General features: G+C 69.8%; 23 protein-coding genes and 1 tRNA gene. 13 read left to right on the forward strand and 11 right to left on the reverse strand.

All coding sequences use genetic code 11. The features are described from left to right. Positions 1-10: 10 nt before the first annotated feature. The 4 genes from tsaB (at position 11) to corA (ending at position 3071) form a co-directional block, all read left to right on the forward strand. Complete coding sequence (gene tsaB, locus RT051_RS01965) at positions 11-730, forward strand: tRNA (adenosine(37)-N6)-threonylcarbamoyltransferase complex dimerization subunit type 1 TsaB (RefSeq protein ID WP_313070603.1); 720 nt, start codon at positions 11-13, stop codon at positions 728-730. Beyond that, a complete protein-coding gene (gene rimI / locus RT051_RS01970) occupies positions 727-1230 on the forward strand; it encodes a ribosomal protein S18-alanine N-acetyltransferase (protein ID WP_313070606.1) in 504 nt (167 codons plus the stop codon). The genes tsaB and rimI overlap by 4 nt, the downstream gene beginning before the upstream one ends. Continuing rightward, positions 1227-2021 (forward strand): uracil-DNA glycosylase family protein, encoded by a 795-nt coding sequence (locus RT051_RS01975; protein WP_313070611.1) that lies wholly within the window; start codon positions 1227-1229, stop codon positions 2019-2021. The genes rimI and RT051_RS01975 overlap by 4 nt, the downstream gene beginning before the upstream one ends. Before the next feature lie 63 nt (positions 2022-2084). Further along, entirely contained in the window at positions 2085-3071 is a 987-nt protein-coding gene (gene corA, locus RT051_RS01980; RefSeq protein ID WP_313070616.1) for a magnesium/cobalt transporter CorA, read from the forward strand. Between the two features lie 39 nt (positions 3072-3110). On the opposite strand, the gene RT051_RS01985 is transcribed toward corA, so the two are convergent. The 4 genes from RT051_RS01985 to argC all read right to left on the reverse strand — a co-directional run bounded on the left by RT051_RS01985 (position 3111) and on the right by argC (position 7866). After that, entirely contained in the window at positions 3111-4793 is a 1683-nt protein-coding gene (locus RT051_RS01985) for a hypothetical protein (protein ID WP_313070619.1), read from the reverse strand. 83 nt (positions 4794-4876) lie between these two features. Further along, a complete protein-coding gene (ssb, locus tag RT051_RS01990) occupies positions 4877-5386 on the reverse strand; it encodes a single-stranded DNA-binding protein (RefSeq protein WP_313070623.1) in 510 nt (169 codons plus the stop codon). Positions 5387-5596: 210 nt separating this feature from the next. Beyond that, on the reverse strand, positions 5597-6778 hold the full coding sequence (locus RT051_RS01995; RefSeq protein ID WP_313070627.1) for an MFS transporter: 1182 nt from the start codon (positions 6776-6778) through the stop codon (positions 5597-5599). 143 nt (positions 6779-6921) lie between these two features. Further along, positions 6922-7866 (reverse strand): N-acetyl-gamma-glutamyl-phosphate reductase, encoded by a 945-nt coding sequence (gene argC / locus RT051_RS02000; protein ID WP_313070631.1) that lies wholly within the window; start codon positions 7864-7866, stop codon positions 6922-6924. 209 nt (positions 7867-8075) lie between these two features. On the opposite strand from argC, the gene sucC reads away from it, so the two are divergent. The 6 genes from sucC to RT051_RS02030 all read left to right on the forward strand — a co-directional run bounded on the left by sucC (position 8076) and on the right by RT051_RS02030 (position 12300). Continuing rightward, positions 8076-9236: an ADP-forming succinate--CoA ligase subunit beta gene (gene sucC / locus RT051_RS02005; protein ID WP_312302394.1), complete on the forward strand. Its 1161-nt coding sequence runs from the start codon at positions 8076-8078 to the stop codon at positions 9234-9236. A gap of 25 nt (positions 9237-9261) precedes the next feature. Continuing rightward, positions 9262-10155: a succinate--CoA ligase subunit alpha gene (sucD, locus tag RT051_RS02010; protein WP_313070636.1), complete on the forward strand. Its 894-nt coding sequence runs from the start codon at positions 9262-9264 to the stop codon at positions 10153-10155. Positions 10156-10287: 132 nt separating this feature from the next. Then, a complete protein-coding gene (locus RT051_RS02015; protein ID WP_313070640.1) occupies positions 10288-10929 on the forward strand; it encodes an FHA domain-containing protein in 642 nt (213 codons plus the stop codon). Between the two features lie 209 nt (positions 10930-11138). Next, positions 11139-11609: a pilin gene (locus RT051_RS02020; RefSeq protein ID WP_313070643.1), complete on the forward strand. Its 471-nt coding sequence runs from the start codon at positions 11139-11141 to the stop codon at positions 11607-11609. Between the two features lie 190 nt (positions 11610-11799). Then, a tRNA-Arg gene (locus tag RT051_RS02025) sits at positions 11800-11876 on the forward strand. Between the two features lie 22 nt (positions 11877-11898). Next, complete coding sequence (locus RT051_RS02030) at positions 11899-12300, forward strand: single-stranded DNA-binding protein (protein WP_313070646.1); 402 nt, start codon at positions 11899-11901, stop codon at positions 12298-12300. Between the two features lie 43 nt (positions 12301-12343). On the opposite strand, the gene moaC is transcribed toward RT051_RS02030, so the two are convergent. Further along, positions 12344-12865 carry a cyclic pyranopterin monophosphate synthase MoaC gene (gene moaC, locus RT051_RS02035; protein WP_313070650.1) on the reverse strand — a complete coding sequence of 174 codons (522 nt, stop codon included), beginning with the start codon at positions 12863-12865 and terminating at the stop codon, positions 12344-12346. A gap of 107 nt (positions 12866-12972) precedes the next feature. Between moaC and RT051_RS02040 the strand changes: the two genes are divergently transcribed. Further along, positions 12973-14568, forward strand: coding sequence for a M48 family metalloprotease (locus RT051_RS02040; RefSeq protein WP_313070654.1), 1596 nt, complete (start codon positions 12973-12975; stop codon positions 14566-14568). Here the strand turns inward: RT051_RS02040 and RT051_RS02045 are convergent. Together RT051_RS02045 and RT051_RS02050 are read right to left on the reverse strand one after the other, a co-directional pair. Next, on the reverse strand, positions 14536-14892 hold the full coding sequence (locus RT051_RS02045; RefSeq protein WP_313070659.1) for a phage holin family protein: 357 nt from the start codon (positions 14890-14892) through the stop codon (positions 14536-14538). The two genes, RT051_RS02040 and RT051_RS02045, sit on opposite strands and share 33 nt — an antisense overlap. Before the next feature lie 55 nt (positions 14893-14947). Then, positions 14948-15715, reverse strand: coding sequence for a TerC family protein (locus tag RT051_RS02050; RefSeq protein ID WP_313070664.1), 768 nt, complete (start codon positions 15713-15715; stop codon positions 14948-14950). Positions 15716-16046: 331 nt separating this feature from the next. Here RT051_RS02050 and RT051_RS02055 point away from each other — a divergent pair, with 331 nt between their 5' ends. Together RT051_RS02055 and RT051_RS02060 are read left to right on the forward strand one after the other, a co-directional pair. After that, positions 16047-16469, forward strand: coding sequence for a DUF3717 domain-containing protein (locus RT051_RS02055; RefSeq protein WP_313070667.1), 423 nt, complete (start codon positions 16047-16049; stop codon positions 16467-16469). A 54-nt stretch (positions 16470-16523) separates the two neighbouring features. Further along, complete coding sequence (locus RT051_RS02060; RefSeq protein WP_313070670.1) at positions 16524-16829, forward strand: putative signal transducing protein; 306 nt, start codon at positions 16524-16526, stop codon at positions 16827-16829. A gap of 21 nt (positions 16830-16850) precedes the next feature. Here RT051_RS02060 and RT051_RS02065 read toward each other — a convergent pair whose 3' ends face one another. The 4 genes from RT051_RS02065 to RT051_RS02080 form a co-directional block, all read right to left on the reverse strand. After that, positions 16851-17411, reverse strand: coding sequence for a YaeQ family protein (locus tag RT051_RS02065; protein ID WP_313070673.1), 561 nt, complete (start codon positions 17409-17411; stop codon positions 16851-16853). Between the two features lie 105 nt (positions 17412-17516). Beyond that, a complete protein-coding gene (gene purB, locus RT051_RS02070) occupies positions 17517-18896 on the reverse strand; it encodes an adenylosuccinate lyase (protein WP_313070675.1) in 1380 nt (459 codons plus the stop codon). 246 nt (positions 18897-19142) lie between these two features. After that, positions 19143-20372 carry a phosphohydrolase gene (locus RT051_RS02075; RefSeq protein ID WP_313070679.1) on the reverse strand — a complete coding sequence of 410 codons (1230 nt, stop codon included), beginning with the start codon at positions 20370-20372 and terminating at the stop codon, positions 19143-19145. Next, positions 20369-23467 (reverse strand): efflux RND transporter permease subunit, encoded by a 3099-nt coding sequence (locus RT051_RS02080; protein ID WP_313070685.1) that lies wholly within the window; start codon positions 23465-23467, stop codon positions 20369-20371. Before RT051_RS02080 ends, RT051_RS02075 begins: the two co-directional genes overlap by 4 nt.

Genomic DNA, 23467 nt, shown 5'->3' on the forward strand with positions numbered 1-23467 from the left:
GCCCGCTGCCATGAACCTGCTCGCCTTCGACACCAGCACCGACACCCTGTCCATCGCCGTGCAGCGCGGCAGCGTGGTGCACGGGCACACGGGGGCGGGCGGCGCGCAGGCATCGCGCGCGCTGCTGCAGAACGTGCGCGCCCTGCTGGCGCAGGCCGGGCTGGGCTTCTGCGATCTGGACGCCGTGGTGTTCGGGCGCGGGCCGGGTTCGTTCACGGGTCTGCGCACGGCCTGCTCGGTGGCCCAGGGCCTGGCCTTCGGCGCGCGGGGCGGTCAGGGCGTGCCGGTGCTGCCGGTCGACACCCTGCTGGCCGTGGCCGAGCAGACGCGCGCCGAGCACGGCGCCTCCCAGATCGTCGCCACGCTCGACGCGCGCATGGACGAGGTGTACTGGGCCCGCTGGTCCTGGCAGGACGACGGCACCGGTGGCCAGTGGACGGGAGACGGCGAGATCGACCTGTGCCCGCCGCAGGAGCTGGCCGTGCCGCAGGGCTGGGTCGTCGCCGGCAACGCCCGCGCTTCCTACGGTGACCGCCTGGCGCCTGGTGCCCGGCACCTGTGCGCGCTGCCCACGGCCGATGCCCTGCTGCGGCTGGCGCCCACGCTGCTGGCGCGGGGCGAAGCGCTGACGGCCGACGCGGCCCTGCCCCTGTACGTGCGCGACAAGGTCGCCCAGACCACGGCCGAGCGCGACGCCGCCCGCCGCGCCAGCGCGGGGCCGCGGCCATGACCGCGCCTGCTCCTGCTGCCCTTGCCGCGCCACCGGCTGCGGCAACCGGGACCCGCGTGCGTTTCGCGCCGCTCAGCGCAGCGCATCTGGACGCGCTGATGGTCATCGAGGAAAGCGCCTACCCGCACCCCTGGACGCGAGGCAACTTCCTCGACTCGCTGGCGTCGGGTTACCAGTGCCAGCTGCTGCTGACGCACGCGGACGAGCTGCTCGGGTATTTCATCGCCATGCAGGGCGTGGACGAGGTGCATTTGCTCAACATCACGGTGGCGCCGGCGCACCAGCGCCAGGGCTGGGCGCGCGTGATGCTCGACGCCCTCGCCCTGTGGGCACGCGGCGTGGGCGCCCAGTGGCTGTGGCTGGAGGTGCGAGTGAGCAATGCCCGCGCGCGCAGCCTCTACGAGGCCTGCGGTTTTCGCCGCGTGGGCGAGCGCAGGCGCTACTACCCGGCCGTGCAGGGCGAGCGCGAGGATGCTGTCGTCATGAGTCTGGCGCTATGACCGCCGCCGGCCTGCACCAGGGCCTGGACGCGCGCCAGCGCGCCATGCTGCAGGAGATGGGCATCACGCTCTTTGCTCCGCCCGCCGCGCCGGCCGGGGTCGGTCCTGCGCGGCCGCAGGCGCCCGCGGCCCAGGCACCCGCACCGGCACCGGCGGCGGCGACGCCGCGCAGCCAGTCCCGTCACACCGCTGCCGCCTCACCCACTGCGCCTGCCCCGGCGATGCCGGCCGAGGCAGTCCGGCCACAGGCCCCGCAGCCTTCAGCGCCCGCGCAGCCGACGCTGCTGCTGGCCCCGCCGGTGGCGCCCTACGCCACGGCCTCTGGAGCCGCCCCGGCCCCGCAGCCGGGCGGCTGGCTGGTGCTGCTGGAATGCGCCGAGCCTGCCAACCCCCTGGCGGGCGACGCAGGCCGGCTGCTGGACAACATGCTGCGCGCCCTGCGCCTGCACGAGCGTGCGGACACGCGGGTCGCGGCCCTGCTTGCCCCACGCCCGCAGGACGCCGGGCCTGACGCGGGCGCGGTGCCGCTTGCCCAGGTGCTTGAGCAATCACGCCCGCAGATGGTGCTGCTCCTGGGACTGGGCGCGGCACGCGCGGTGCTGGGCAGCCGCGCGCCCCTGGCGCACCTGCGCGCCGGGGCGCACACGCTGGCCGGCGGCGTGCCGGCCGTGGTCAGCCATGACCCTGCCTTTTTGCTGCACGCGCCCGAATCCAAGGCTGCCGCCTGGGCCGACCTGTGCCATGCCCTGGCCCGCTCGAAGGGCCACGCAGGCCCTGGCCCAGTGCCATAATTTCGGGTTTGCCGCCCGGCGCTGGTGCCCTTGAGCACAGGCCAAAACCAGGAAGTGTGGGCCATGCTCAACATCTTTTCGCTCGCCAATGGCCGGCTGGTCCAGGAAGAAATCGAATCACTGGAAGAGCTGGCGCGCTTTCAGCCCATCTGGGTGGACCTGCAGTCGCCGACGCTGGAGGAAAAGCGCTGGATCAAGCAGCACTATGGCCTGTCCATCCCCGAGGACGTGATGGACGAGGACATCGAGGAGTCCGCGCGTTTCTACGAGGAGGACAACGGGGAGCTGCACCTCAGGAGCGACTTCCTGGTCGATGACGACGAGGAGCCGCGCAGCGTGCGCGTGGCCTTCATCCTGAACCAGCACAACAGCGGGCTCAAGAGCTGCGGCGTGCTGTTTTCCATCCACGACGAGGACATTCCGGTCTTCCGCCTTCTGCGCATGCGCGCGCGCCGCGCGCCCGGCCTGATCGACGATGCCAAGGACGTGCTGCTGGCACTGTTCGACACCGACGTGGAATACTCGGCCGACACGCTGGAGGGCATCTACGACGACCTCAAGGCCGTCAGTGTCCGGGTGCTCGATGGCAACGTGACCGACGACTACGCCCAGTCGGTGCTGGCCGACATCGCCTGGCAGGAAGACCTGAACGGCCGCATCCGCCGCAACATGCTGGACACGCGCCGCGCGGTGAGCTTCATGATGCGCAGCAAGATGCTCAACGCCGAGCAGTTCGAGGACGCGCGCCAGATCCTGCGCGACATCGAGTCGCTGGACAGCCACACCCAGTTCCTGTTCGACAAGATCAACTTCCTGATGGACGCGCTGGTGGGTTTCCTGAACATCAACCAGAACAAGATCATCAAGATCTTCTCGGTGGCCAGCGTCGCGCTGCTGCCGCCGACGCTGATTGCCAGCGTCTATGGCATGAACTTCCGCTTCATGCCCGAGGTGGAGTGGCAGTACGGCTACTTCTACGCCATCCTGCTGATGGTGGCCAGCGCCGTCGTCCCCATGCTGTACTTTCGCAAGCGCGGCTGGCTCAAGTGACGCGGGGCGAGGGGCGGGAGGCCCCGCGCCCGCCTTTGGTCAGCGCCGCTCGCCGATGAACACGGTGTGCGCATGGCGCGCGACAGCGCCCGACTCCGAGGCCAGAATGCGCAACCCCACGACCTCGCCCCGGGCGCCAAAGAAGGCTGCAGCCACGCCGGACTGGACTGGCCCGCCTGCCTGCCTGCAGGTACCGCCGGCCCCTTGCAGGTAACCCAGCGTCTCGACCCGATAGAGGTTGCGCCACTGGCGATCGGCGCCCATTTCAGCGGCCAGGCGCCCCGTGAGCAGGCAGCCGTCGCTGGTCTGGCCGTTGATGGCGCCCGAGCCGTCCACGGTAAGGATGGTGTCCCTGCTGCCATCCAGGCCAGTTTTCTCGGACATGCGGTAGTTGCCGACGATCAGGTTGACGTTGGCCACCACGCCCACCGGCAGGGCGTAGGCTGCGGCAGGGCGCATGTCGAAGCGGGTCGGAAAGCCGCCCGTCTGGCCTGGATAGTTGTAGCTGCCCACCAGGCGCAGGGGCTGTCCGGCCACCCCGACGTTGGCCAGCGTGGCATCGACCGCCAGGCCGTCGGTATAGCGGCCCGGCGCGCCTGGGCTGGCAGTGTCGCGCTCATGGTAAACGCCATCGCGCGCCGTCAGGAAGCGGGTGCTGCCCGCAGAGTCCGCGTCGATGGACAGGCGGCCATACAGCGCGCTGCGGCCGGCTACCATGCTGCCCAGGCCCTGGGTGTAGAAGAGAAAGCCGCCATCAGGCGCGACCGAGCCGGCGATCGCAACATCTCCGCCGGTGCCGGCCGGCAGCGCCAGCGTGCCCTGCCAGTTGCCTGCAGCGGGCAGCAGGCCTTCGGGTGCAGGGCCGGGCTGGCGCGGGTCGGCCACGCCATCGAGCACATAGGTGTCGCGCTGGCCTACGGTGCTGCGGGTCAGCACCCAGATGCCGCTGGGCACGTTGTCCGGGCCAAAGCGCAGCATGGCCACGCCCAGCTGCTGGGTGCGCGGCTCGCAGGTGTTGTCGGTACCGCTGAAATCGAGGGCCGCGGTGTACACGGCCGAGTCCGCAGCGCGCGGCGTGATGGTGCCGGCGACCTTGCAGGTGCCCACCTGGCCGGTGACCGCGCCGTCGCGCGCCACGTCCAGCGCCCAGTAACCACCGAACAGGCCCGAGCCCTGGTAGGAGCCGGCAATCAGGTCCGAGCGCGCGGGATAGTCGTTCAGGCGGCTGTAGCCAAGCTTGAACGGCATGGGTGCGCCAGTCGCGGCGGCCGTGCCCGCCGGACTGGTATAGGTGCCGCTGATGGTGGCCGCACGGCCCGTGGCCGGGTTCGGGGCGACGGTGCCTCGCAGGGTCAGGCCCTGGGCGAACTTGCCGTCCTGCACCGAGTAGTACGTCACTGCCGTGGCCTGCAGCGCCGTGCCCTGGGTGCGCAGCAGGCCGTACAGGCTGTCGTAGCCGGCCGAGCCGGTTGCGCCGCGCGCCAGGTAGAACTCGCCCCCCCGGCCATCGGCACCGCCGTCGATGAAGCCGATCACGGGCCGCTGGCCCGCGCCCGTACCTGCCGTGCCTTCCCAGATGCCAGCCGGGTACTGCTGCTGGCCTGAGGGTGGCCCGACGTCGTCGGCGCCATCATCGGAGCCGCCACCGCAGGCGGCCAGTGCCATGGCGAATGCAAAAGGCACCAGCCGGCTGGCGCGCCCAAGGGTCTGGAAAAACTGCATGGATCGGTTGTTAAGAGATGCGGACAGCCCGGCCGCCCTGCTGTTGCGCGGCCGGGCCGCAGGCCGGGCGCACCCGGGGTGCGTCAGAACGGAATGTCGTCTTCCAGGTCGTCGAAGCCCGAGCTCGGCCGAGGAGCCTGGGGCGCAGGGGCGGGAGCACGGGGAGCGGCTGCAGGCGCGCGGGCCGGCGGCGCGGCGCGGCGCGGCGCCTCGAAGCCATCGTCATAGCCATCGCCACCACCCTGCCCGCCCATGCCCTGGCGGCCGCCCAGCATTTGCATGCTGTCGGCGCGGATTTCGGTGGTGTAGCGCTCCTGGCCGGACTGGTCGGTCCACTTGCGGGTGCGCAAGCTGCCTTCCACATAGACCTGCGAGCCCTTCTTCAAGTACTGGCCCACGATCTCGGCCAAGCGGCCGTTGAAGACCACGCTGTGCCACTCGGTGGCTTCCTTGTTCTCGCCCGTGTTCTTGTCGCGCCAGCGGTCGGTGGTGGCGATGCGCACGTTGGCCACCTGGTCGCCACTGGGGAAGGTGCGCATCTCCGGGTCGCGGCCCAGGTTGCCCACGAGGATGACTTTGTTGACGGATGCCATGGAGAAAACTTTCGTTGAAGTTGAAGGCAGCCCGAATGGCAAAGAGAAGATTCGGGCCAGATAGAACGGCGGCTCTTGAGGGGAGCCCCGGTGCGCAGCATAGCGGCGTTAGCCGCGCGCGTGCGCGCACCCGTGAAAAATGGGGATGAACGGCGCCTTTGCAAGGCCCGCGAAGGCCCGCGCGGGCACGGCGGCACAGGCGCAGCGGTGTCAGTGCGCCGTGCCGCCCCCTACCGGGCGCAGCGGCCAGGTGATGAGCAGCCACAGCGCCGTCAGCAGCGCCGTGGCGGCGAACAGCCCCGGCGCGCCCGCCCATTTGGCCAGGGCCCCGCCCAGGGCGCCACCGGCAAAGAGTCCCAGCGACTGCAGGGTGTTGTAGACGCCCAGCGCCGCGCCGCGCAGGTTGGCCGGCGCCATGCGCGAGACCAGGCTGGGCTGGGTGGCCTCCAGCGCGTTGAAGCCGCAGAAGAACACGAACAGCAGCGTGCCCAGCGCCAGGACGGAGGGCGTGGCGCCGCTGGCCGACAGCAGTCCGAAGGCCAGCTGCGCCACCAGCACCAGGGCGATGGCCAGCAGCAGCGCCGCGCGCAGGCGCCCGCGCCGCTCCATGGCAAACAGCCCGCCCATGGCGACGAAGGACAGCACCACCGCCGGCAGGTAGATCTGCCAGTGCGCGCTCTTGGCCAGGCCCGCCTGCACCAGCAGCGCCGGCACGGCCACCCACATGGCCATCTGCACCGTGTGCAGGGTGAAGACGCCGGCGTTCAGGCGCAGCAGGTCGGCGTGGCGCCAGACGGCCGACAGCGGCGCGCGCTGCGCCTCCTGGTGGCGCGCCGGCTCGGGCGGGACCACCCACAGCACCACGGCGATGCCGGCCACGGCCAGCACGCAGGTCAGGGTGAACAGCCCGGACAGTCCGAAGCGGGCCGCCAGCGGCGGCGCCGCCACAAGGGCGACGGCGAACATCAGCCCGATGCTGGCACCCACCAGTGCCATGGCCTTGGTGCGCACCTCATCGCGCGTCTGGTCGGCCAGCAGCGCCGTGACGGCGGCTGAGACGGCACCCGCGCCCTGCAGCGCCCGGCCCGCCAGCAGGCCCATGACCGAGTCGGCCAGCGCCGCCATCAGGCTGCCGGCGGCAAAGACCACCAGCCCGGCGACGATGACCCGCTTGCGCCCGAAGCGGTCGGACGCCAGGCCCAGGGGCAGCTGCAGGAAGGCCTGCGTCAGGCCGTAGATGCCCATGGCCAGGCCAACCAGGGCCGGGTCGTCCCCCCCGGGGTATTTGCGCGCCTCCAGTGCGAACACCGGCAGCACCAGGAACAGGCCCAGCATGCGCAGCGCGAAGATCAGCGCCAGGCTGGTGCTGGCGCGGCGCTCGCCGGACGTCATGGCGGTGGAAGAGCGGGTCTGGGGGCTGCGTGGCACTGGGTTAGGGCGGGTTCGGGTCGAGGTGGGGTCAGGAGCGATTGCAAGCATGAAAACAGGCTCAAGCCCGCTCCACACCTTGGTAGTTAGCTATAGTTTTTCAATTTTCACAACCCCAGCATCAGCCCCAGATTTTGCACCGCCGCGCCGCTGGCGCCCTTGCCCAGGTTGTCCAGGCGCGCCACCAGCAGCGCGTGGCGATGGTCCTCGTTGGGGAATACGCGCAGCTCCAGCTGGTTGGTGTCGTTGAGCGCGGTGGGCTCGAGCTTGCCGTCCTCGGTGGGGGGCAGCACGCGCACCCATTGCTCGGGCGTGTTGGTGGCGGCGTAGTGCGCGGCCAGGGCATCGTGCAGGTCGGCCGCGCGCGGCTGGCCCGGCAGCAGATCCAGGTGCAGGGGCAGCTGCACCAGCATGCCCTGGCGGAAGTTGCCCACCGAGGGGATGAAGATCGGCCGGCGCGTCATGCCGGTGTACTTCATGATCTCGGGCAGGTGCTTGTGCGACAGGCCGAGCGCATACAGCTCGAACGGCGCGGCGCTGCCCGCCTCGTAGGCTTCGATCATGGCGCGCCCGCCGCCGGAGTAGCCGCTCACCGAGGGCAGCGCCAGCGCGTGGTCGGGCGGGATCAGGCCGGCATCGACCAGCGGGCGCACGAGCGCGATGGCGCCGGTGGCATAGCAGCCGGGGTTGGACACGCGCGCGGCCTCGCGCACCGCCTGGGCATGCCCGGGGCACAGCTCGGCAAAGCCGAACACCCAGCCGGGCGCCGTGCGGTGGGCAGTCGAGGCATCGATGATGCGGATGGTGCGCCCCACCTCGGCGGACACCGCGTCGACCATGGCCGCGCTCTCGCGCGCCGCGTCGTCGTGCAGGCACAGGATGACCATGTCCACCTCGGCGATCAGCGCGCGCTTGGCGGCCGGGTCCTTGCGCAGCTCGGGCGCGATGCTCACCAGCTCGATCTGCGGCATGTCCTGCAGACGCTCGCGGATCTGCAGGCCGGTAGTGCCTGCCTCGCCATCGATGAAGACCTTGAAAACCTGGGTGGCCATGGACTGCTCCTTTGCCGCGCCGGCGGGGTGGCGCGCTGTCATCTTGAGGTAAGTGGGGCCCACCACAATGGTGCGCCGCAGCATGATACAGTTGCCGGCTGCCTGTCCCGAGCCTGCGGTCCGACTGCCTTCGGTTGTTGTCTTCTCATGCCGCGTGTCGCGCACGGGTTCTACACACACCCACCCTTTTCCTGAGAGAGACCTCACTCATGAAGATTCACGAATACCAAGGCAAGGAAATCTTGCGCAGCTTCGGCGTGCCCGTTCCCCGGGGCATTCCTGCTTTCACGGTGCAAGAAGCCGTGGAAGCCGCACAAAAGCTCGGCGGCCCCGTGTGGGTCGTGAAGGCCCAGATCCACGCGGGCGGCCGCGGCAAGGGCGGCGGCGTGAAGGTCGCCAAGACCATTGACGACGTGAAGGCCCGCGCCAGCGACATCCTGGGCATGCAGCTGGTCACGCACCAGACCGGCCCCGAAGGCCAGAAGGTGCGTCGCCTGTACATCGAGGACGGCGCCGACATCCAGAAGGAGTACTACCTGTCCGTCGTGACCGACCGCGGCACGCAGAAGGTGGCCTTCATCGCCTCCAGCGAAGGCGGCATGGACATCGAGGAAGTGGCCCACTCCACGCCCGAGAAGATCATCACCGTGTTCGTCGACCCCCTGAAGGGCCTGACGCAAGAACAAGGTGAAGAGCTGGCAAAGGGCGTCGGCATGCCCGACGACTCCAAGGCCCAGTTCATCGACGTCTGCCAGAAGCTCTACAAGTGCTACATGGAGACGGATGCTTCCCTCGTCGAGATCAACCCCCTGAACCGCGACAGCAAGGGCAACATCATCGCCCTGGACGCCAAGTTCAACTTCGACAGCAACGCCCTGTTCCGCCACCCCGACATCGTCGCCCTGCGCGACCTCGACGAGGAAGACCCGGCGGAAGTCGAAGCCTCCAAGTTTGACCTGGCCTACATCAGCCTGGACGGCAACATCGGCTGCCTGGTGAACGGCGCGGGCCTGGCCATGGCGACCATGGACACCATCAAGCTGTTCGGCGGCGAGCCGGCCAACTTCCTGGACGTGGGCGGCGGCGCCACCCCCGAGAAGGTGACCGAAGCCTTCAAGATCATGCTCAAGAACCCCAAGGTCAAGGGCATTCTGGTCAACATCTTCGGCGGCATCATGAAGTGCGACACCATCGCCACCGGCGTGATCACCGCCTGCAAGGCCGTGAACCTGCAGGTGCCGCTGGTCGTGCGCATGAAGGGCACGAACGAGGAGCTGGGCAAGAAGATGCTGGCCGAATCCGGCCTGCCCATCATCAGCGCCGACACCATGGCCGAGGCGGCCACGAAGATCGTCGAAGCCGTCCGTTAAGCCCAAGACCCGGAGAAAACCACCCATGTCGATCTACATCAACAAGGACACGCGCGTCATTACCCAGGGCATCACGGGCAAGACGGGCCAGTTCCACACCGAAAAGTGCATCGAGTACGCCAACGGCAAGAACTGCTTTGTCGCCGGCGTGAACCCGAAGAAGGCCGGCGAGAAGATCTTCGACGTGCCGATTTACGCCAGCGTGCGTGAGGCCGCCAAGGAAACCGGCGCCACCGTCAGCGTGATCTACGTGCCGCCAGCCGGCGCCGCCGCCGCCATCCTGGAGGCCGTCGAGGCCGACCTGGACCTGGCCATCTGCATCACCGAAGGCATCCCCGTGCGCGACATGCTGGAAGTGCGCAACAAGATGCTGGCCAAGGAAGCCGCCGGCGGCAAGAAGACGCTGCTGCTGGGCCCCAACTGCCCCGGCCTCATCACGCCCGACGAGATCAAGATCGGCATCATGCCCGGCCACATCCACAAGAAGGGCCGCGTGGGCGTCGTTTCGCGCTCCGGCACGCTGACCTATGAAGCCGTGGCACAGCTGACCGAGCTGGGCATCGGCCAGTCGAGCGCCGTGGGCATCGGCGGCGACCCGATCAACGGCCTGAAGCACATCGACGTGATGAAGGCCTTCAACGACGACCCCGACACCGACGCCGTGATCATGATCGGCGAGATCGGCGGCCCCGACGAGGCCGAAGCGGCCCGCTGGTGCAAGGACCACATGAAAAAGCCCATCGTCGGCTTCATCGCCGGCGTCACCGCCCCTCCCGGCAAGCGCATGGGCCACGCCGGCGCGCTGATCTCGGGCGGCGCCGACACGGCGGACGCCAAGCTGGCCATCATGGAAGAATGCGGCTTCACCATCACCCGCAACCCGTCGGAGATGGGCCGCCTGCTCAAGGGCCTGCTCTGAAGCTCTGCGGCCCCGCGGCTGCCCCGCCCTGGCGCGGCGGCAGCAGGGAACCGCCAACAAGCCAGCCGGCCCGCCGTCTGGCTTTTTTCTTGCTTCGGATTTTTTCTCACCGCCTTGCCCTCTCTGCCTTCCATGACGAAAGAGAACGAAAGCCAGGACGCCTGGCCTGCCAAGCTTTGCCTGCGGGTCATGGCGGAAGGTGTGCCCGACCAAGTCCGGCCCTGGGCCGGCGAGCGCCTGAGCATCGGCCGGCGCCCGCACAACGACGTGGTGATCGACCACCTAGCCGTCAGCGGCGAGCACGCCCTGCTGCTGCGCAGGCCGGAGGGCGCTGTCAGCATTGAGGATCTGGGCAGCACCAACGGCACCTATGTCAATGGCCAGCGCGTCCACCAATGCGCCCTGCAGCCGGGCGACCAGGTAACGGTGGGGCGGCACCAGTTGCGCCTGGTGAGTCGCGAAGAGTGCGCCGCGCCAGTAGCGATGGACGGGCCGACGCCGCTGCCGGCCGCGCGCCTGCGCGTGCTCTCCGGCGCTGCTGCCGGGCGCGAGGTGGCGCTGTCCAAGCCGGTGACCACCATGGGCCGGCCCGGTGTGGCCGTGGCCTCGATTCACCGGCAGGCGGAAGGCTTCCTGCTGACCTGCATCGCCGGCAGCGCAGGCCTGCTGCTGAACGACCAGCCTGTCGGGGCCGAGCCGGCGCCCCTGCGGCACGGCGATCGCATCACTCTTGCCGGGGTGGAGATGCTGTTCCTGCAGGACGACGCGCCCTGACCGCAGCGGGCGCAGGCGTGCAACCGCTTTGCCAGGACTACAGCACCAATGGCAATTGCCTGCCCTCCCGGCCCTGCGACAGGCCCGACAATGGTCGTCAGCCGGGGGGTTTGTTGCCAGAGGTTTCTGGCGCGAAGCCTGCAAGGTTGGTTGCGGGCTGGAGGCTTTCTGCTTCAGCACGGTTTCACAAGCGTCCAACGGAGGAATTCATGAAACACACCATGCAAAAGGGCTTCACCCTGATCGAGCTGATGATCGTCGTGGCGATCGTCGGCATTCTGGCGGCGGTGGCCTTGCCGGCTTACCAAGATTACACCGTGCGGGCACGGGTAACGGAGGGCTTGTCTCTGGCCAACGGAGCGAAAACGACGGTGGCGGAAAATATTTCAAACAATCCGGAAACAGATGATAAATGCGCAGGCGTCAATACTGTTGTTGGCGGAAATGTGGACTCGCTTACTTGCGAAAAATCCACAGGAAAAATTACCGTAAAAATGAAAACAAGTGCCAAGAGCGTTGAATTGTCTTTGGCTCCTGTATTAGTCGACAACGGCCCTATCACATGGAAGTGTGAAGCAACCGACGCTACAGATAACAAATATGTCCCTGCAGAGTGCCGGAATGGTGCTTCTTCTGGTAGCGGAGGTGGCGGAGGCACCCCCCCTCCTGCCAACGACTGATAATATCAATGCATAGTTAATTCAAATATTTTTCTTAAATTTTTTATGCATTTTCGAGGCCAGCCCCGCTGGCCTTTTTCCTGTCTCCTTCTCCCACCCACGCAACGCAGTATGATGCGGCTCCCCGCGCCCAGGGGCCTGCTTCTTCCCGAGCAGCCCGCGCGGCGGCCTGACTCCCACAGTCCTGCACCTGCCCGTAGCTCAACCGGATAGAGCAATTGCCTTCTAAGCAATAGGTCGGGGGTTCGAGTCCCTCCGGGCAGGCCATTTCTCCAAGGACAACAGCACCATGATGGACGCCCTCATCGCGGGCAAACTGCACGCCCGCCCCGAAGAGCGCACCAGCGCCAAGGGCGGCGCCTTCGCCACCGCCCGGCTGCGTGCGGTGGCCGGGGACGGCGAAAGCCTGTTCGTGAACTGCATCGCCTTCGAGCCGCAGGCCATGGCGGCGCTGCTGGCGCTCGATGTCGGCGACGCGGTGTCGGTGGCGGGCAGCATTACGCCCAAGGTCTGGACGGACCGCGAGGGCACGACCCGTCCGGCGCTGGACATCGTGGTGGCCCGGGTGCTGACCAGCTACCACGTCCAGCGCAGGTGCGGCGCCATGGCGCCGGGCGCCTCTGGCGGGCCGCAGCAGCGCCCGCACCAGGGCAGCGGGCCAGACGACGGCAGCGAACCGCTGGACTTTTGAGCCGGCGCGGGCGAGCCCGCCGCCCCGGCCTGCCCCGGGCGGCTCAGCCGACCCAGCTGCCCGACTTGCCCCCGTGCTTTTCCAGCACGCGCACGTCCGTGATGGCCATGCGCTTGTCGGCCGCCTTGCACATGTCATAGACCGTCAGCAGGGCCACCTGCACGGCGGTGAGGGCTTCCATCTCCACGCCCGTCTGGCCCAGCGTCTCGACCGTGGCGGTGCACTCAACCGCGCCCTGCGCCTCCGACGGCTGCAGCGCGAACTCCAGCGCCACGCGGGTCAGCGCCAGCGGGTGGCACAGCGGGATCAGGTCGCTGGTCCGCTTGGCGGCCATGATGCCGGCAATGCGGGCCACGCCCAGCACGTCGCCCTTTTTCGCCGTGCCCGAGCGGACCAGCGCCAGCGTGGCCGGCTGCATGGTGATGCGGCCGCGCGCGATGGCCGTGCGGTGCGTGGCGGGTTTGGCGCCCACGTCCACCATGTGGGCCTGGCCCTGGGCATCGAAATGGGTTAGCGGGGAAGCGGCGGCAGCCGCAGGGGACGGATCGGCGGGTGGCAGGGTCATGGCGGCAGGAGCGGGGACTGCGGGAAACATTCCCGCGCGCCGGGCATCATACGGCGATGTTTTTTGCGGCCGCGTCGCCGGCCGGCCCGGATTGCGGGCAAGGGAGCATGGTGCCTCAAAAATATCGACAAAAACCGCGTTTCATCCATATCTGGCGCGGAATTTCAGCTTCTTTTTTGATAGCATGCCTCGGTCTGACCGCCCTCCCGCCGGGACAGGGCCAGGCGCATGCACAGACGCGCCTGCCCACCCTGGGCGACGGCCTGGAGCTGACGGCCGCGGCAGAGCGCAAGCTGGGCGACCGCATCATCCGCGAGCTCTACCGCGACCCGGACTACCTCGACGACGCCGTGCTGCAGGAGTACGTGATGGGCATCTTCGCGCCGCTGGTGGCGGCGGCGCGCCAGCGCGGCGAGCTGTCGCCCGAGATCGACGAGCGCTTTGCCTGGGAGGTGCTGCTCGGGCGCGACCGCACGGTCAACGCCTTTGCCCTGCCCGGCGGCTACTTCGGCCTGCACCTGGGCCTGGTCGGCGCGGTCGCCACGCCCGACGAGCTGGCCTCGGTGCTGGCGCACGAACTCAGCCACGTCACGCAGCGCCATATCTCGCGGCTGATCGCGCAGCAGGGGCGCCAGACGCCGCTGATGATCGGCTCGCTCATCCTGGGGGCGCTGGCGGCCAGCAAAAGCCCCGAGGCGGCGCAGGCCCTCATGGTGGGCGGGCAGGCGCTGGCGGTGCAGAACCAGCTCAACTTCTCGCGCGACATGGAGCGCGAGGCCGACCGCATCGGCTATGGCCTGATGCAGCCGGCCGGCTTCGCGCCCCAGGGCTTCATCAGCATGTTCGAAAAGCTGCAGCAGGCCAACCGGCTCAACGACAACGGCAGCTGGCCCTACCTGCGCAGCCACCCGCTGACCACGCAGCGCGTGGCCGACATGCAGGGCCGCGCCGCGCATGACGCGCAGCCGCCGGCGCCCGCGTCGCTGGAGCACGCCCTGCTGACCGCGCGCGCGCGCGTGCTGATGCGCCCCGGGCCCGACGCCTGGCGCCAGTGGCTGGCGCTGCCGCGGGATGCGGGCTTCGCCGCGCAGCCCGTGCGCGAGCGCGCGGCGGCGTGGTACGCGGGCGCCGCCAGCGCCCTGCAGCTGGGCGACTGGCAGGCCGCGCGCGCGGCACTGCGTGGCCTGCAGCCGGTGGTGGCGGGCGACGCGGCAGCCCTACGCCAGACGCGGCTGCTGGGGGCGGAGCTGGAGCTTGCCGCGGGCGCCCCGGCGGCCGCCCTGGCCTGGCTGGACGGTGCGGATGGCCTGGGCAGTGCAGGGGCTGATGGCGGCAGTGCGGCAACGCCTGCCCGCCGGCCCGAGCTGCTGCTGCGCACCCAGGCCCTGCTGGCCACTGGCGTCGCGGCGCCCATGGCCGGGCCGCTGCAGACCTGGGTGACCACGCACCCGCGCGATGCGGCCGCCTGGCAGCTGCTGGCCCAGGTCTGGCAGCAGCAAGGGCAAACGCTGCGCGCCGTGCGCGCCGAAGCCGAGGCGCAGGTGGCGCGCTACGACTACGCCGCGGCGGTGGACCGCTTCAAGGCCGGGCAGGATCTGGCGCGCAAGAGCGGCGCCGCTGCCGACCACATCGAGGCGTCCATCATCGACACGCGGCTGCGCGCGGTGGAGTCACTTCTTCGAGAACAGGCCGCCGAGCGCTGACTCGATCACCAGGCTCAGCACCGAATACATCAGCGATCCGAGCAGCGCCGCGCCAAAGCCGCTCACCTGGAAGCTGCTGCCCAGCAGCCCCGAAGCGGACCAGAACATCAGCGCGTTGATGACGAACAGGAACAGGCCCAGCGTGACGATGGTGACCGGCAGCGTGAGCAGCACCAGGATGGGCCGCAGCACCACGTTGAGCAGGCCGATGACGAAGGCCGCGCCCATGGCCGCACCGAAGCTGCGCACCTGCACGCCGTCATACATGTAGGCCACGCACAGGAGCGCGATGGCGCTCAGCATCCATCGGAGAAGCATTTGCATGGTCGGGCAGCATAGCACCGCCGGCGCGCCCCGGGCGGGCGCGCGCCGTGCGCCTTCAGCCGTGCTGCGCGGGGGCCCGGGGCGCGCGGCGCGCGGCCACCCACTTGCCCAGCGCCAGCACCAGCAGCGCACCGGCCACGTGTGCCGACCAGTACACCAGGCGCGGCAGCTCGGCGTGGCCCTGGCCGTCGGAAGTGCCCCATTTCGGCGCCCACAGCCACTGACCATGGTCGACGAACAGCGGGTCGGTGGCCAGCATGCCGCCGGCGATCCAGCCCAGCAGCATGCCCCCGGCCGTGATGACCACCGGGAAGCGCTCCATCAGGCGGATCACCAGCTGCGAGCCCCAGACGATGATGGGCACGGAAATCAGCAGGCCCAGCACCACCAGCAGCGTCTGGTGCGCGCCCGAGCTCTGCGCGGCGCCGGCGATGGCGATCACGTTGTCCACGCTCATGACCAGGTCGGCGACGATGATGGTCTTGATGGCCGCCAGCAGCTTGTCGCTGCCCTGGATGTTGCCGTGCCCGTCCTCGTCCTGGGGCGCGATCAGCTTGACGCCGATCCACACCAGCAGGAGCGCGCCCACCATCTTGAGCGCGGGCAGGTTCAGCAGCTGCATGGCAAAGAAGATCAGCACCACGCGCAGGGCGATGGCGCCGGCGGTGCCCCAGACGATTCCCCTGGTGCGCTGCGCCGGCGGCAGCTTGCGGCAGGCCAGGGCGATGACGACCGCGTTGTCGCCCCCGAGCAGGATGTCGATGAGGATGATCTGGCCGAGCGCGATCCAGAACGGGGTGTGGGTGAGAAAGTCCAGGTCCATGAGCAAAGTCCTCCAAGTGCATCGGTATGCCTGGGGTTCGGGCTCAGGGCGGCAGCGGCGTCCGACGGGCCTGCGCACAGGTGGGAGGACGCTTTGAGCCGCCCGGCAAGCGTCCGCACGCCCAGGCGCTCAAAGGTCTTGCTCGGTGGCAACCGCTGCCGTGACGGCTGGCTGCACCTGGCAGGCCGGAAGCCCGAAGGCTTCGTCTTGACGACCTGACCATCCGCCGGCGCGCCCAGGGGAGCCCGCCCGCGGGGAGCTACTCCCCTTTGAAGGGCGCTATTGGAACACAGTTTGCGCGCCGCGCCCGGCCTATGATGGCCGCCCTGCCATGCCCGCTGCCGACACCGCCACCATCCACGTCACCGACATCGAGGCCGCCATCAACTTCTGGCGTGAGCGCGCGCCGGCCGCAGGCGCGGGTCTGGCGCTGGCGCCCGAGGTGGCGGCGCTGGCCGAGGTCTATGGCCGCATGGCGCACGCGGGCGCGCTGCAGGTCGCCGGGGACGCGCTGCCCGCCCCGGCCATGGCTGCCTGGCTGGCCTGGTACGAGAGCACGCCCGACACGCCCTGCATCGCCATCTGCTCGACCAGCCAGGGCGACGAGTGGTGCAAGGGCTGCGGGCGCAGCTTCGCCGAGGTGCAGCACTGGCTGAGCCTGACCCCGGTGCAAAAGCGCGCCGTGTGGCAGCGCATCACGCGCGCGGGCACGGCGCTGCGCTTCACGAGCCGCTACGCCGAGCGCGCACGCTGAAGGCTGACCGGCCGCCCAGGCACCGGCTGCGCTGCGGCTATGCTGGCGCACACCATGCTGCGCTTGACCCAGGCCCCCAACATCGTCATCGCCACTCTGTGGCGCGACCTGCTGTGCGAGGCCGGCCTGCCCGCTAGCGTGCAGCGCCAGCACCTGGGCGCCGCGGCCGGCCACCTGCCGCCGGGCGAATGCCTGCCCGAGATCTGGCTCACCCACCCCGAGCACGCCGAGCGCGCACGGGTCCTGCTCACGGAGCTGGAGCGCCTGCCGCAGCGCCAGTGGTTCTGCCCGGGCTGCGGCGAACGGGTGGAAGGCGGCTTCGAGCAGTGCTGGAACTGCGGCGCGCTGATGCCGCGCTAGTGCTGCCTGCCCTGCGGGCCGTCACTTCCAGCGTTGCGGCTCGACCGTGACGCTGGCGGCCGCGCCGCTCAGGGTGAGCGCACCATCTTGCACGGTGGCCTGCAGCTGCATGCTGCGCTCGGCCAGCTGCACCAGCGCCTGCGACTCGCCGGCCGGAAGGCGCCAAACCTGCAGCCGGTCCAGCCGCGAGAGCTTGTTCTCGATGCCCTTCCACCACACCTCGGCGGCATGGGCGAAGGCATAGACCACCACGGCGTCGGCGCGCGAGCAGGCCTTGGCCAGCGGCTTGTCCTCGGGCTGGCCGACCTCGATCCACAGGCGCTTGCGGCCGGTGAAGTCGGTCAGCGAGATATCCGGGTCCTCGGGGTCGGACAGGCCGGCGCCGAAAGCCAGCTGGCCATCGCCCTGGCAGGTGTCCTGCAGCTCGTGGGCCTGCAGCGCCAGCGCCGCCAGGCGCACCATCATGCGCTCGTCGGTCTCGCTGGGGTGGCGCGCCAGGGTGAGCTGGTGGTCTGCGTAGTAGCCGTGGTCGATGTCGGCGATCGCCAGGTGCGCCTTGAAGATGGTGGATTTGAGCGCCATGCTGGCAGTGCTCCTGAAATGGAAGCTGCCCGTCCTTGCCAGGCAAGGGCGGGCAGGCAAAAAGACTTGAAACCGACCGCCCGGGCGGCAGCGCGCGGCCCGGGCTCAGGCGCGGCGCGCCAGCTCGGCGGCGCGGCCGGTGTAGCTGGCCGGGGTCAGGGCCAGCAGGCGCTGGCGGTCGTCCTCGGGGATGTCCAGGCTTTCGATGAGCGCGTGCAGCGCCTCGCGCGTGACGGTCTGGCCGCGCGTGACCTCCTTGAGCTTTTCATAGGCGCCGGCAACGCCATGGCGGCGCATCACCGTCTGGATGGGTTCGGCCAGCACTTCCCAGCTGGCGTCCAGGTCGGCGGCCAGCTGCGACGCGTTGAGTTCGAGCTTGTTCAGGCCCGTCATGAGCGACGAGTACGCCAGCGCCGCGTAGCCCAGCGCCACGCCGATGTTGCGCAGCACGGTCGAGTCCGTCAGGTCGCGCTGCCAGCGCGAGATGGGGAGCTTTTCCGCCAGATGGCGCAAGAGCGCGTTGGCCAGGCCCAGGTTGCCCTCGGCGTTCTCGAAGTCGATCGGGTTGACCTTGTGCGGCATGGTGGACGAGCCGATCTCGCCCTCCTTGAGCCGCTGCTTGAAGTAGCCCAGCGAGATGTAGCCCCAGATGTCGCGCGAGAGGTCGATCAGGATGGTATTGGCGCGCGCCACGGCATCGAACAGCTCGGCCATGTAGTCGTGCGGCTCAATCTGAATGGAGTAGGGCTGGAACGTGAGGCCCAGGCCCTCGGGCTCCGTGCGCTCGACCACGCGGCGCGCGAACGCCTCCCAGTCGAACTCGGGCCAGGCGGCCAGGTGGGCGTTGTAGTTGCCCACCGCGCCATTCATCTTGGCCAGTAGCGGCACGGCGGCGATCTGCGCGCGCGCGCGCTCCAGGCGCGCGACCACGTTGGCCAGCTCCTTGCCCACCGTCGTGGGGCTGGCGGTCTGGCCGTGCGTGCGGCTGAGCATGGGCTGGTCGGCGAACTGCCGGGCCATGGCACGCAGCCGCTCGACGATGGTGGCCAGCGCCGGCAGCAGCACCTCGTCTCGGCCGGCGCGCAGCTGCAGGGCGTGGCTGGTGTTGTTGATGTCCTCGCTGGTGCAGGCAAAGTGCACGAACTCGGCGGCGCGCTGCAGTTCCGGGTGGCCGGCGAACTGCGCCTTGATCCAGTATTCCACCGCCTTGACGTCGTGGTTGGTGGTGCGCTCGATGTCCTTGATGGCCTGGGTGTCGGCTTCGCAGAAACGCTCGACCAGGCCGCGCAGGTGCGCGCGCGCGGGCGCAGTCAGCGGCGGAAACTCGGCGAAGCCCGCGTCCGACAGGGCGATGAACCAAGTCACCTCGACCTGTACGCGCCGGTGCATGTAGCCGTGCTCGCTCATGATGGGGCGCAGGGCGGACAGCCGGGAGACGTAGCGGCCGTCCAGCGGCGACAGGGCGGTGAGGGCAGACAGATTCATGGGCCGCGATTGTAGGTCTGCGCCCCGGCCCGGCCTGTGAATAAAAAACGTTGCGAAGCGCCCTGAAACGAAGTTAGAGAGGGAGGGAGGAGAAGCGCCCCAGGACTGTCGACCGGGCCGGGCCCGGCAGGCTTCGCAACGTGAAAACTCTGCGGCAGGCGCCGCGCTCCAAGGCAGCGCTGATTGAAGCACCGGCGCCCCGCTGGCGCAGGGCGCAGGGCCTATGCACCCACGCGCCGCAGGGGTTCAGATGACCGACAGCAGCCGGTGCAGCGACAGCTGCACGCGCACCTCGCGCCGAGGCACGGCGCCGGTGATTTTCCAGGTGGCCACCGCCGTGTCGCGCGTGATCAGCTCGCCCGTGGGCATGCCGCCGCGGTTGAGCACCACGGCCACGCGCGGCGTGGTCGCGCTCAGGCCGCGGCGCAGCACCACCGCCACCTCCTGGCTGGCCAGGCGCACGTAGGTGCCGGGTGGGTAGATGCCCAGCGTCTTGATCAGGGCCGCGCCCGCCTCGTCCACCTGGCGGTCCTCGTCGTAGTAGCCCGCCTGCATGGCGGCGGTGGTGGCCATGGGCTGGCGCGTGGCGCGCGGGGCGATGCGCGCGCCGAACACGTCGGCGCGCTGGATCAGCCGCGCCATCTGCTGGCCCTCGCTGCGGCTGGCCAGCGCCCCGGGCGCGCGGTCGTGGTGGTGGCGCACGGCCTCCAGCCAGGCTGCATCGGCGATGCCCAGACTGCGCAGTAGGGCCTCGGAGCGCTCGGCGTGGCTCTGCACGGCCTCCATCTGCGCGGTGGTGAGCGGGTCGGTCTGCACCGCCAGGCGGTCCTGCAGCGCCGTCATGCCGATGTTCATCGACAGCGCCGCCTGCCCGAGCAGGCGCACCCGGACCTGCGGCCAGCGCAGCGTCTCGTGCGCCACCAGCATGCACACGCAGGCCACCAGCATGGCGTGCGTGGCGCTGTACATGTGCGTCTCCTCGCCCGACAGGTAGATCAGCGCCGCCAGCGTGGCGTCCGGCGCGCGCCGGCTGCGGTAGGCCAGCTCCTCGTGCAGCAGCAGCAGGCGCGGGGCGAAATCGCTGGCGCTGGGCGAGCGCAGCAGCTGCGTGGCGCGCAGCTGCAGCTCGGGCCAGTCGGGGGGCGCGTCGAACTCGGCGGCGGCGTTGGCCTGCGGGCCGCCCAGCACCTGGGCCGCCGCCGAGGCCGACATTTTCATGGCCGCCAGCTGCCCGAGCGAGGCCTGGGGCGACATCAGCATGCGCTGGACCTGCGCCATGTAGGCGCGGTGGCTCTCGCCGGACTCGTCGGTGTCCACGAACAGGCGCACGCCCCGGCCCAGCAGGGTGTAGAGCTCCTCGCGGTCGCGCACCACGAAGCCCTTGTTGGCCAGCAGCTTGCCATCCGCCCCGCGCAGGATGAAGGGCAGCGGCTGGCCGTAGGGGATGGTGTCCAGGTCGAGGGCTACGAGGTTCATGGCGGGGTCGGGGCGGCGCGGCCATTATCCGGCGCGTCGCCGCGGCGCAACAGCCGCCGGCGCAGCCAGTGCTCGAAGTCGTCCACGTAGGTGAAGACCGGTGGCACCACCAGCAGGCTCAGCACCGTGGAGGTGATGAGGCCGCCGATCACCGCCACCGCCATGGGCGAGCGAAAACTCATGTCGGCCCCGCCCACGCCGAGGGCGATGGGCATCATGCCCGCGCCCATGGCCAGCGTCGTCATGATGATGGGCCGCGCACGCTTGTGACAGGCGTCCAGCAGCGCGTCGAGCCGACTCATGCCGCGCTCGCGCCGGGCCATGATGGCGTACTCGACCAGCAGGATGGAGTTCTTGGTGGCGATGCCCATGAGCATGATCAGGCCGATCAGCGACGGCATGGAAAAGCTCTGCCGCGCCAGGAGCAGCGCCACGAACGCCCCGCCCAGCGACAGCGGCAGCGCCGCCAGGATGGTCACGGGCTGCAGGAAGTCCTTGAACAGCAGCACCAGCACGATGTAGATGCAGACCACGCCGGTCAGCATGGCCAGGCCGAAGCTGGCGAACAGCTCGCCCATCATCTCCGCGTCGCCCACGTCGATCAGGCGCACGCTGGCCGGCAGGCCCTTGACGGCGGCCAGGTTGTGCACCGCCTCGGTCACCTCACCCAGACCGCGCGAGCCCAGTTCGATCTCGAAGTTCACGTTGCGCGAGCGGTCGTAGCGGCGGATGACGGCCGGCCCGCCCGCCAGCTCCAGCGTGGCGATCTCGCCCAGGCGCACCGGGCCGCGGCTGCCGGGCACCGCCAGGCGCTCCAGCACCGACAGGTCCTCGCGCGCCGCATCCTGCAGGCGCACCACGATGGGTATCTGGCGCTGCGCCAGGTTCAGCTTGGGCAGGTACTGCTCGTAGTCGCCCATGGTGGCCACGCGCAGCGTCTCGGCAATCGCCTGCGAGGTCACGCCCAGGTCGGCGGCGCGGGCGAAGTCCGGGCGCACGGCGATCTCGGGGCGCACCAGGCTGGCGGTGGAGCTGATGCCGCCGATGCCGGCGATGGTGCGCAGCTCGCGCTCAACGGCGCGGGCGCTGGTGGCCAGCGCCTGCGGGTCTTCGCTGGCCAGCGCCAGGACGTACTTGTCATTGGAGCCGCCCAGGCCCACCTTCACGCGCACGCCCGGCACATCCCGCATGGCATCGCGCAGCTGCTGCTCGATGACCTGCTTGCGCGGGCGCTCGCCGCGCGGCGCCATGCGCAGGGTGAGCGTGGCGATGCGCGGGTCGGCCGAGGCCGCGCTGCTGGATGCCGGATCGGCACCGGCCGAGCCGCCGCCGATGGTCGTGTAGATGCTCTCGATATGGCCCACCGCATAGGCGCGCTCGGCCGCCAGGCGCGCCACGGCGCGGGTGTCCTCCAGGCGCGTGCCGGGCGGCAGCTCCAGCGTGACCTGGGTCTGCGCGTTGTCGTCGGCCGGAATGAAGCCCGAAGGCAGCAGCGGGATCAGCGCCAGCGAGCCGGCGAAGAACAGCAGCCCGCCCACCAGCGTCAGGAGCCGGTGGCGGATGCTCCAGCCGACCATGCGCATGTAGGTGGCCAGCCAGCGCGGCTCCTTTTCCTGGTCCACCAGGGGCTTGAGGAGATAGGCCGACATCATGGGCGTGAGCAGCCGCGCCACCACCAGCGAGGCGAACACCGCCAGCGCCGCCGTCCAGCCGAACTGCTTGAAGAAGCGCCCGGCGATGCCGCTCATGAAGGCCGTCGGCAGGAACACCGCGATCAGCGTGAAGGTGGTGGCGATGACCGCCAGGCCGATCTCGTCGGCCGCCTCCATCGCCGCCTGGTATGGGCTCTTGCCCATGCGCAGGTGGCGCACGATGTTCTCCACCTCGACGATGGCGTCGTCCACCAGGATGCCCACCACCAGCGACAGCGCCAGCAGCGTGATGATGTTGATGGAAAACCCGAGCAGCTGCATGCCGATGAAGGCCGGGATGACCGACAGCGGCAGGGCCACGGCCGAGACGATGGTCGCGCGCCAGTCGCGCAGGAACAGCCAGACTACGACCACCGCCAGGATGGCGCCCTCATACAGCAGGCGCATGGAGCTGTCGTACTCGTCCTGCGCGATCTGCACGAAGTCCACGGTGCGGGTAAGCGTCAGGTCGGGGTGTTCGGCATGCAGGTCGTCGAGCACCTGCTGCACGCCCGCGCCGACCTCGATTTCGCTGGCGCCGCGGCTCCTGGTGACCTCGAAGCCGATGACCGACTTGCCGTCGAGCAGCGCGGCGGTGCGCGGCTCGGCCGCGGTATCGCTGACGCGGGCCAGCTGGTCCAGCCGCGCGTGGCGCCCGCCCGGCAGGGCGATGTCGAGCTGCGCCAGCTCGGCCGCCGTCTGCACGGTGGCCAGGGTGCGCAGCGGCTGCTCGGCGCCGCCCAGCTCGGCGCGGCCGCCCGCGCTCTCCAGCTGCACCTGGCGCAGCTGGCGCGAGACGTCGGCGGCGGTGGCGCCCAGCGCCTGCAGCTTGAGCGGGTCCAGCTCCACCCGCACTTCGCGCGTCACGCCGCCCACGCGGGTGATGGCGCCCACGCCCGGCACGGTGAGCAGACGCCGCGTCAGGGTGTCGTCGATGAACCAGGACAGCGCCTCGTCGTCCATGCTGCTGGACGCAATGGCGAACGCCGCGATCGGCTGCGCCGTGAATTCGAACTTGGTGACGATGGGGTCGCGCAGGTCGGCCGGCAGGTCGGCGCGCACGCGCGCCACGGCCGAGCGCACGTCGTCCACCGCCTCCTGCACGGGCTTTTCCAGCTGGAACTCGGCGGCGATCGAGGCCACGCCGTCCACCAGCGTGGTGCTGATGTGCTTGAGGCCCTGCGTGGTGGCGATGGCGTTCTCGATCTTGCGCGCCACGTCCGACTCGAGCTGCCCCGGCGCCGCGCCCGGCAGCGCGGCCGTGACGATGACGATGGGCAGGTCCATGTCCGGGAAGTTCTGCACCTTCATGGTGCGAAACGCCAGCAGCCCGGCCAGCGTCAGCAGCACGAACAGCATGGCCGACGGGATCGGGTTGCGGATCGACCAGGCGGAAAAGTTCAT

It is taken from the genome of Melaminivora sp. (genome assembly GCF_032059615.1).
Taxonomy (GTDB): Bacteria; Pseudomonadota; Gammaproteobacteria; order Burkholderiales; family Burkholderiaceae_C; genus Melaminivora.

Bases quoted from the DNA above. Each gene is read 5' to 3' on its own strand.
- purB (WP_313070675.1), bottom strand. From the start codon at position 18,896: ATGAATCTGTCTGCCCTCACCGCCCTGTCGCCGCTGGACGGCCGCTAC.
- RT051_RS01985 (WP_313070619.1), bottom strand. From the start codon at position 4,793: ATGCAGTTTTTCCAGACCCTTGGGCGCGCCAGCCGGCTGGTGCCTTTT.
- RT051_RS02075 (WP_313070679.1), bottom strand. From the start codon at position 20,372: ATGAACCTCGTAGCCCTCGACCTGGACACCATCCCCTACGGCCAGCCG.
- argC (WP_313070631.1), bottom strand. From the start codon at position 7,866: ATGGCCACCCAGGTTTTCAAGGTCTTCATCGATGGCGAGGCAGGCACT.
- RT051_RS02080 (WP_313070685.1), bottom strand. From the start codon at position 23,467: ATGAACTTTTCCGCCTGGTCGATCCGCAACCCGATCCCGTCGGCCATG.
- moaC (WP_313070650.1), bottom strand. From the start codon at position 12,865: ATGACCCTGCCACCCGCCGATCCGTCCCCTGCGGCTGCCGCCGCTTCC.
- tsaB (WP_313070603.1), top strand. From the start codon at position 11: ATGAACCTGCTCGCCTTCGACACCAGCACCGACACCCTGTCCATCGCC.
- rimI (WP_313070606.1), top strand. From the start codon at position 727: ATGACCGCGCCTGCTCCTGCTGCCCTTGCCGCGCCACCGGCTGCGGCA.
- RT051_RS02015 (WP_313070640.1), top strand. From the start codon at position 10,288: ATGACGAAAGAGAACGAAAGCCAGGACGCCTGGCCTGCCAAGCTTTGC.
- RT051_RS02030 (WP_313070646.1), top strand. From the start codon at position 11,899: ATGATGGACGCCCTCATCGCGGGCAAACTGCACGCCCGCCCCGAAGAG.
- sucD (WP_313070636.1), top strand. From the start codon at position 9,262: ATGTCGATCTACATCAACAAGGACACGCGCGTCATTACCCAGGGCATC.
- RT051_RS01995 (WP_313070627.1), bottom strand. From the start codon at position 6,778: ATGACGTCCGGCGAGCGCCGCGCCAGCACCAGCCTGGCGCTGATCTTC.
- RT051_RS02060 (WP_313070670.1), top strand. From the start codon at position 16,524: ATGCTGCGCTTGACCCAGGCCCCCAACATCGTCATCGCCACTCTGTGG.
- corA (WP_313070616.1), top strand. From the start codon at position 2,085: ATGCTCAACATCTTTTCGCTCGCCAATGGCCGGCTGGTCCAGGAAGAA.
- RT051_RS02040 (WP_313070654.1), top strand. From the start codon at position 12,973: ATGGTGCCTCAAAAATATCGACAAAAACCGCGTTTCATCCATATCTGG.
- RT051_RS02050 (WP_313070664.1), bottom strand. From the start codon at position 15,715: ATGGACCTGGACTTTCTCACCCACACCCCGTTCTGGATCGCGCTCGGC.
- RT051_RS01975 (WP_313070611.1), top strand. From the start codon at position 1,227: ATGACCGCCGCCGGCCTGCACCAGGGCCTGGACGCGCGCCAGCGCGCC.
- RT051_RS02065 (WP_313070673.1), bottom strand. From the start codon at position 17,411: ATGGCGCTCAAATCCACCATCTTCAAGGCGCACCTGGCGATCGCCGAC.
- ssb (WP_313070623.1), bottom strand. From the start codon at position 5,386: ATGGCATCCGTCAACAAAGTCATCCTCGTGGGCAACCTGGGCCGCGAC.
- RT051_RS02045 (WP_313070659.1), bottom strand. From the start codon at position 14,892: ATGCAAATGCTTCTCCGATGGATGCTGAGCGCCATCGCGCTCCTGTGC.
- sucC (WP_312302394.1), top strand. From the start codon at position 8,076: ATGAAGATTCACGAATACCAAGGCAAGGAAATCTTGCGCAGCTTCGGC.
- RT051_RS02055 (WP_313070667.1), top strand. From the start codon at position 16,047: ATGCCCGCTGCCGACACCGCCACCATCCACGTCACCGACATCGAGGCC.
- RT051_RS02020 (WP_313070643.1), top strand. From the start codon at position 11,139: ATGAAACACACCATGCAAAAGGGCTTCACCCTGATCGAGCTGATGATC.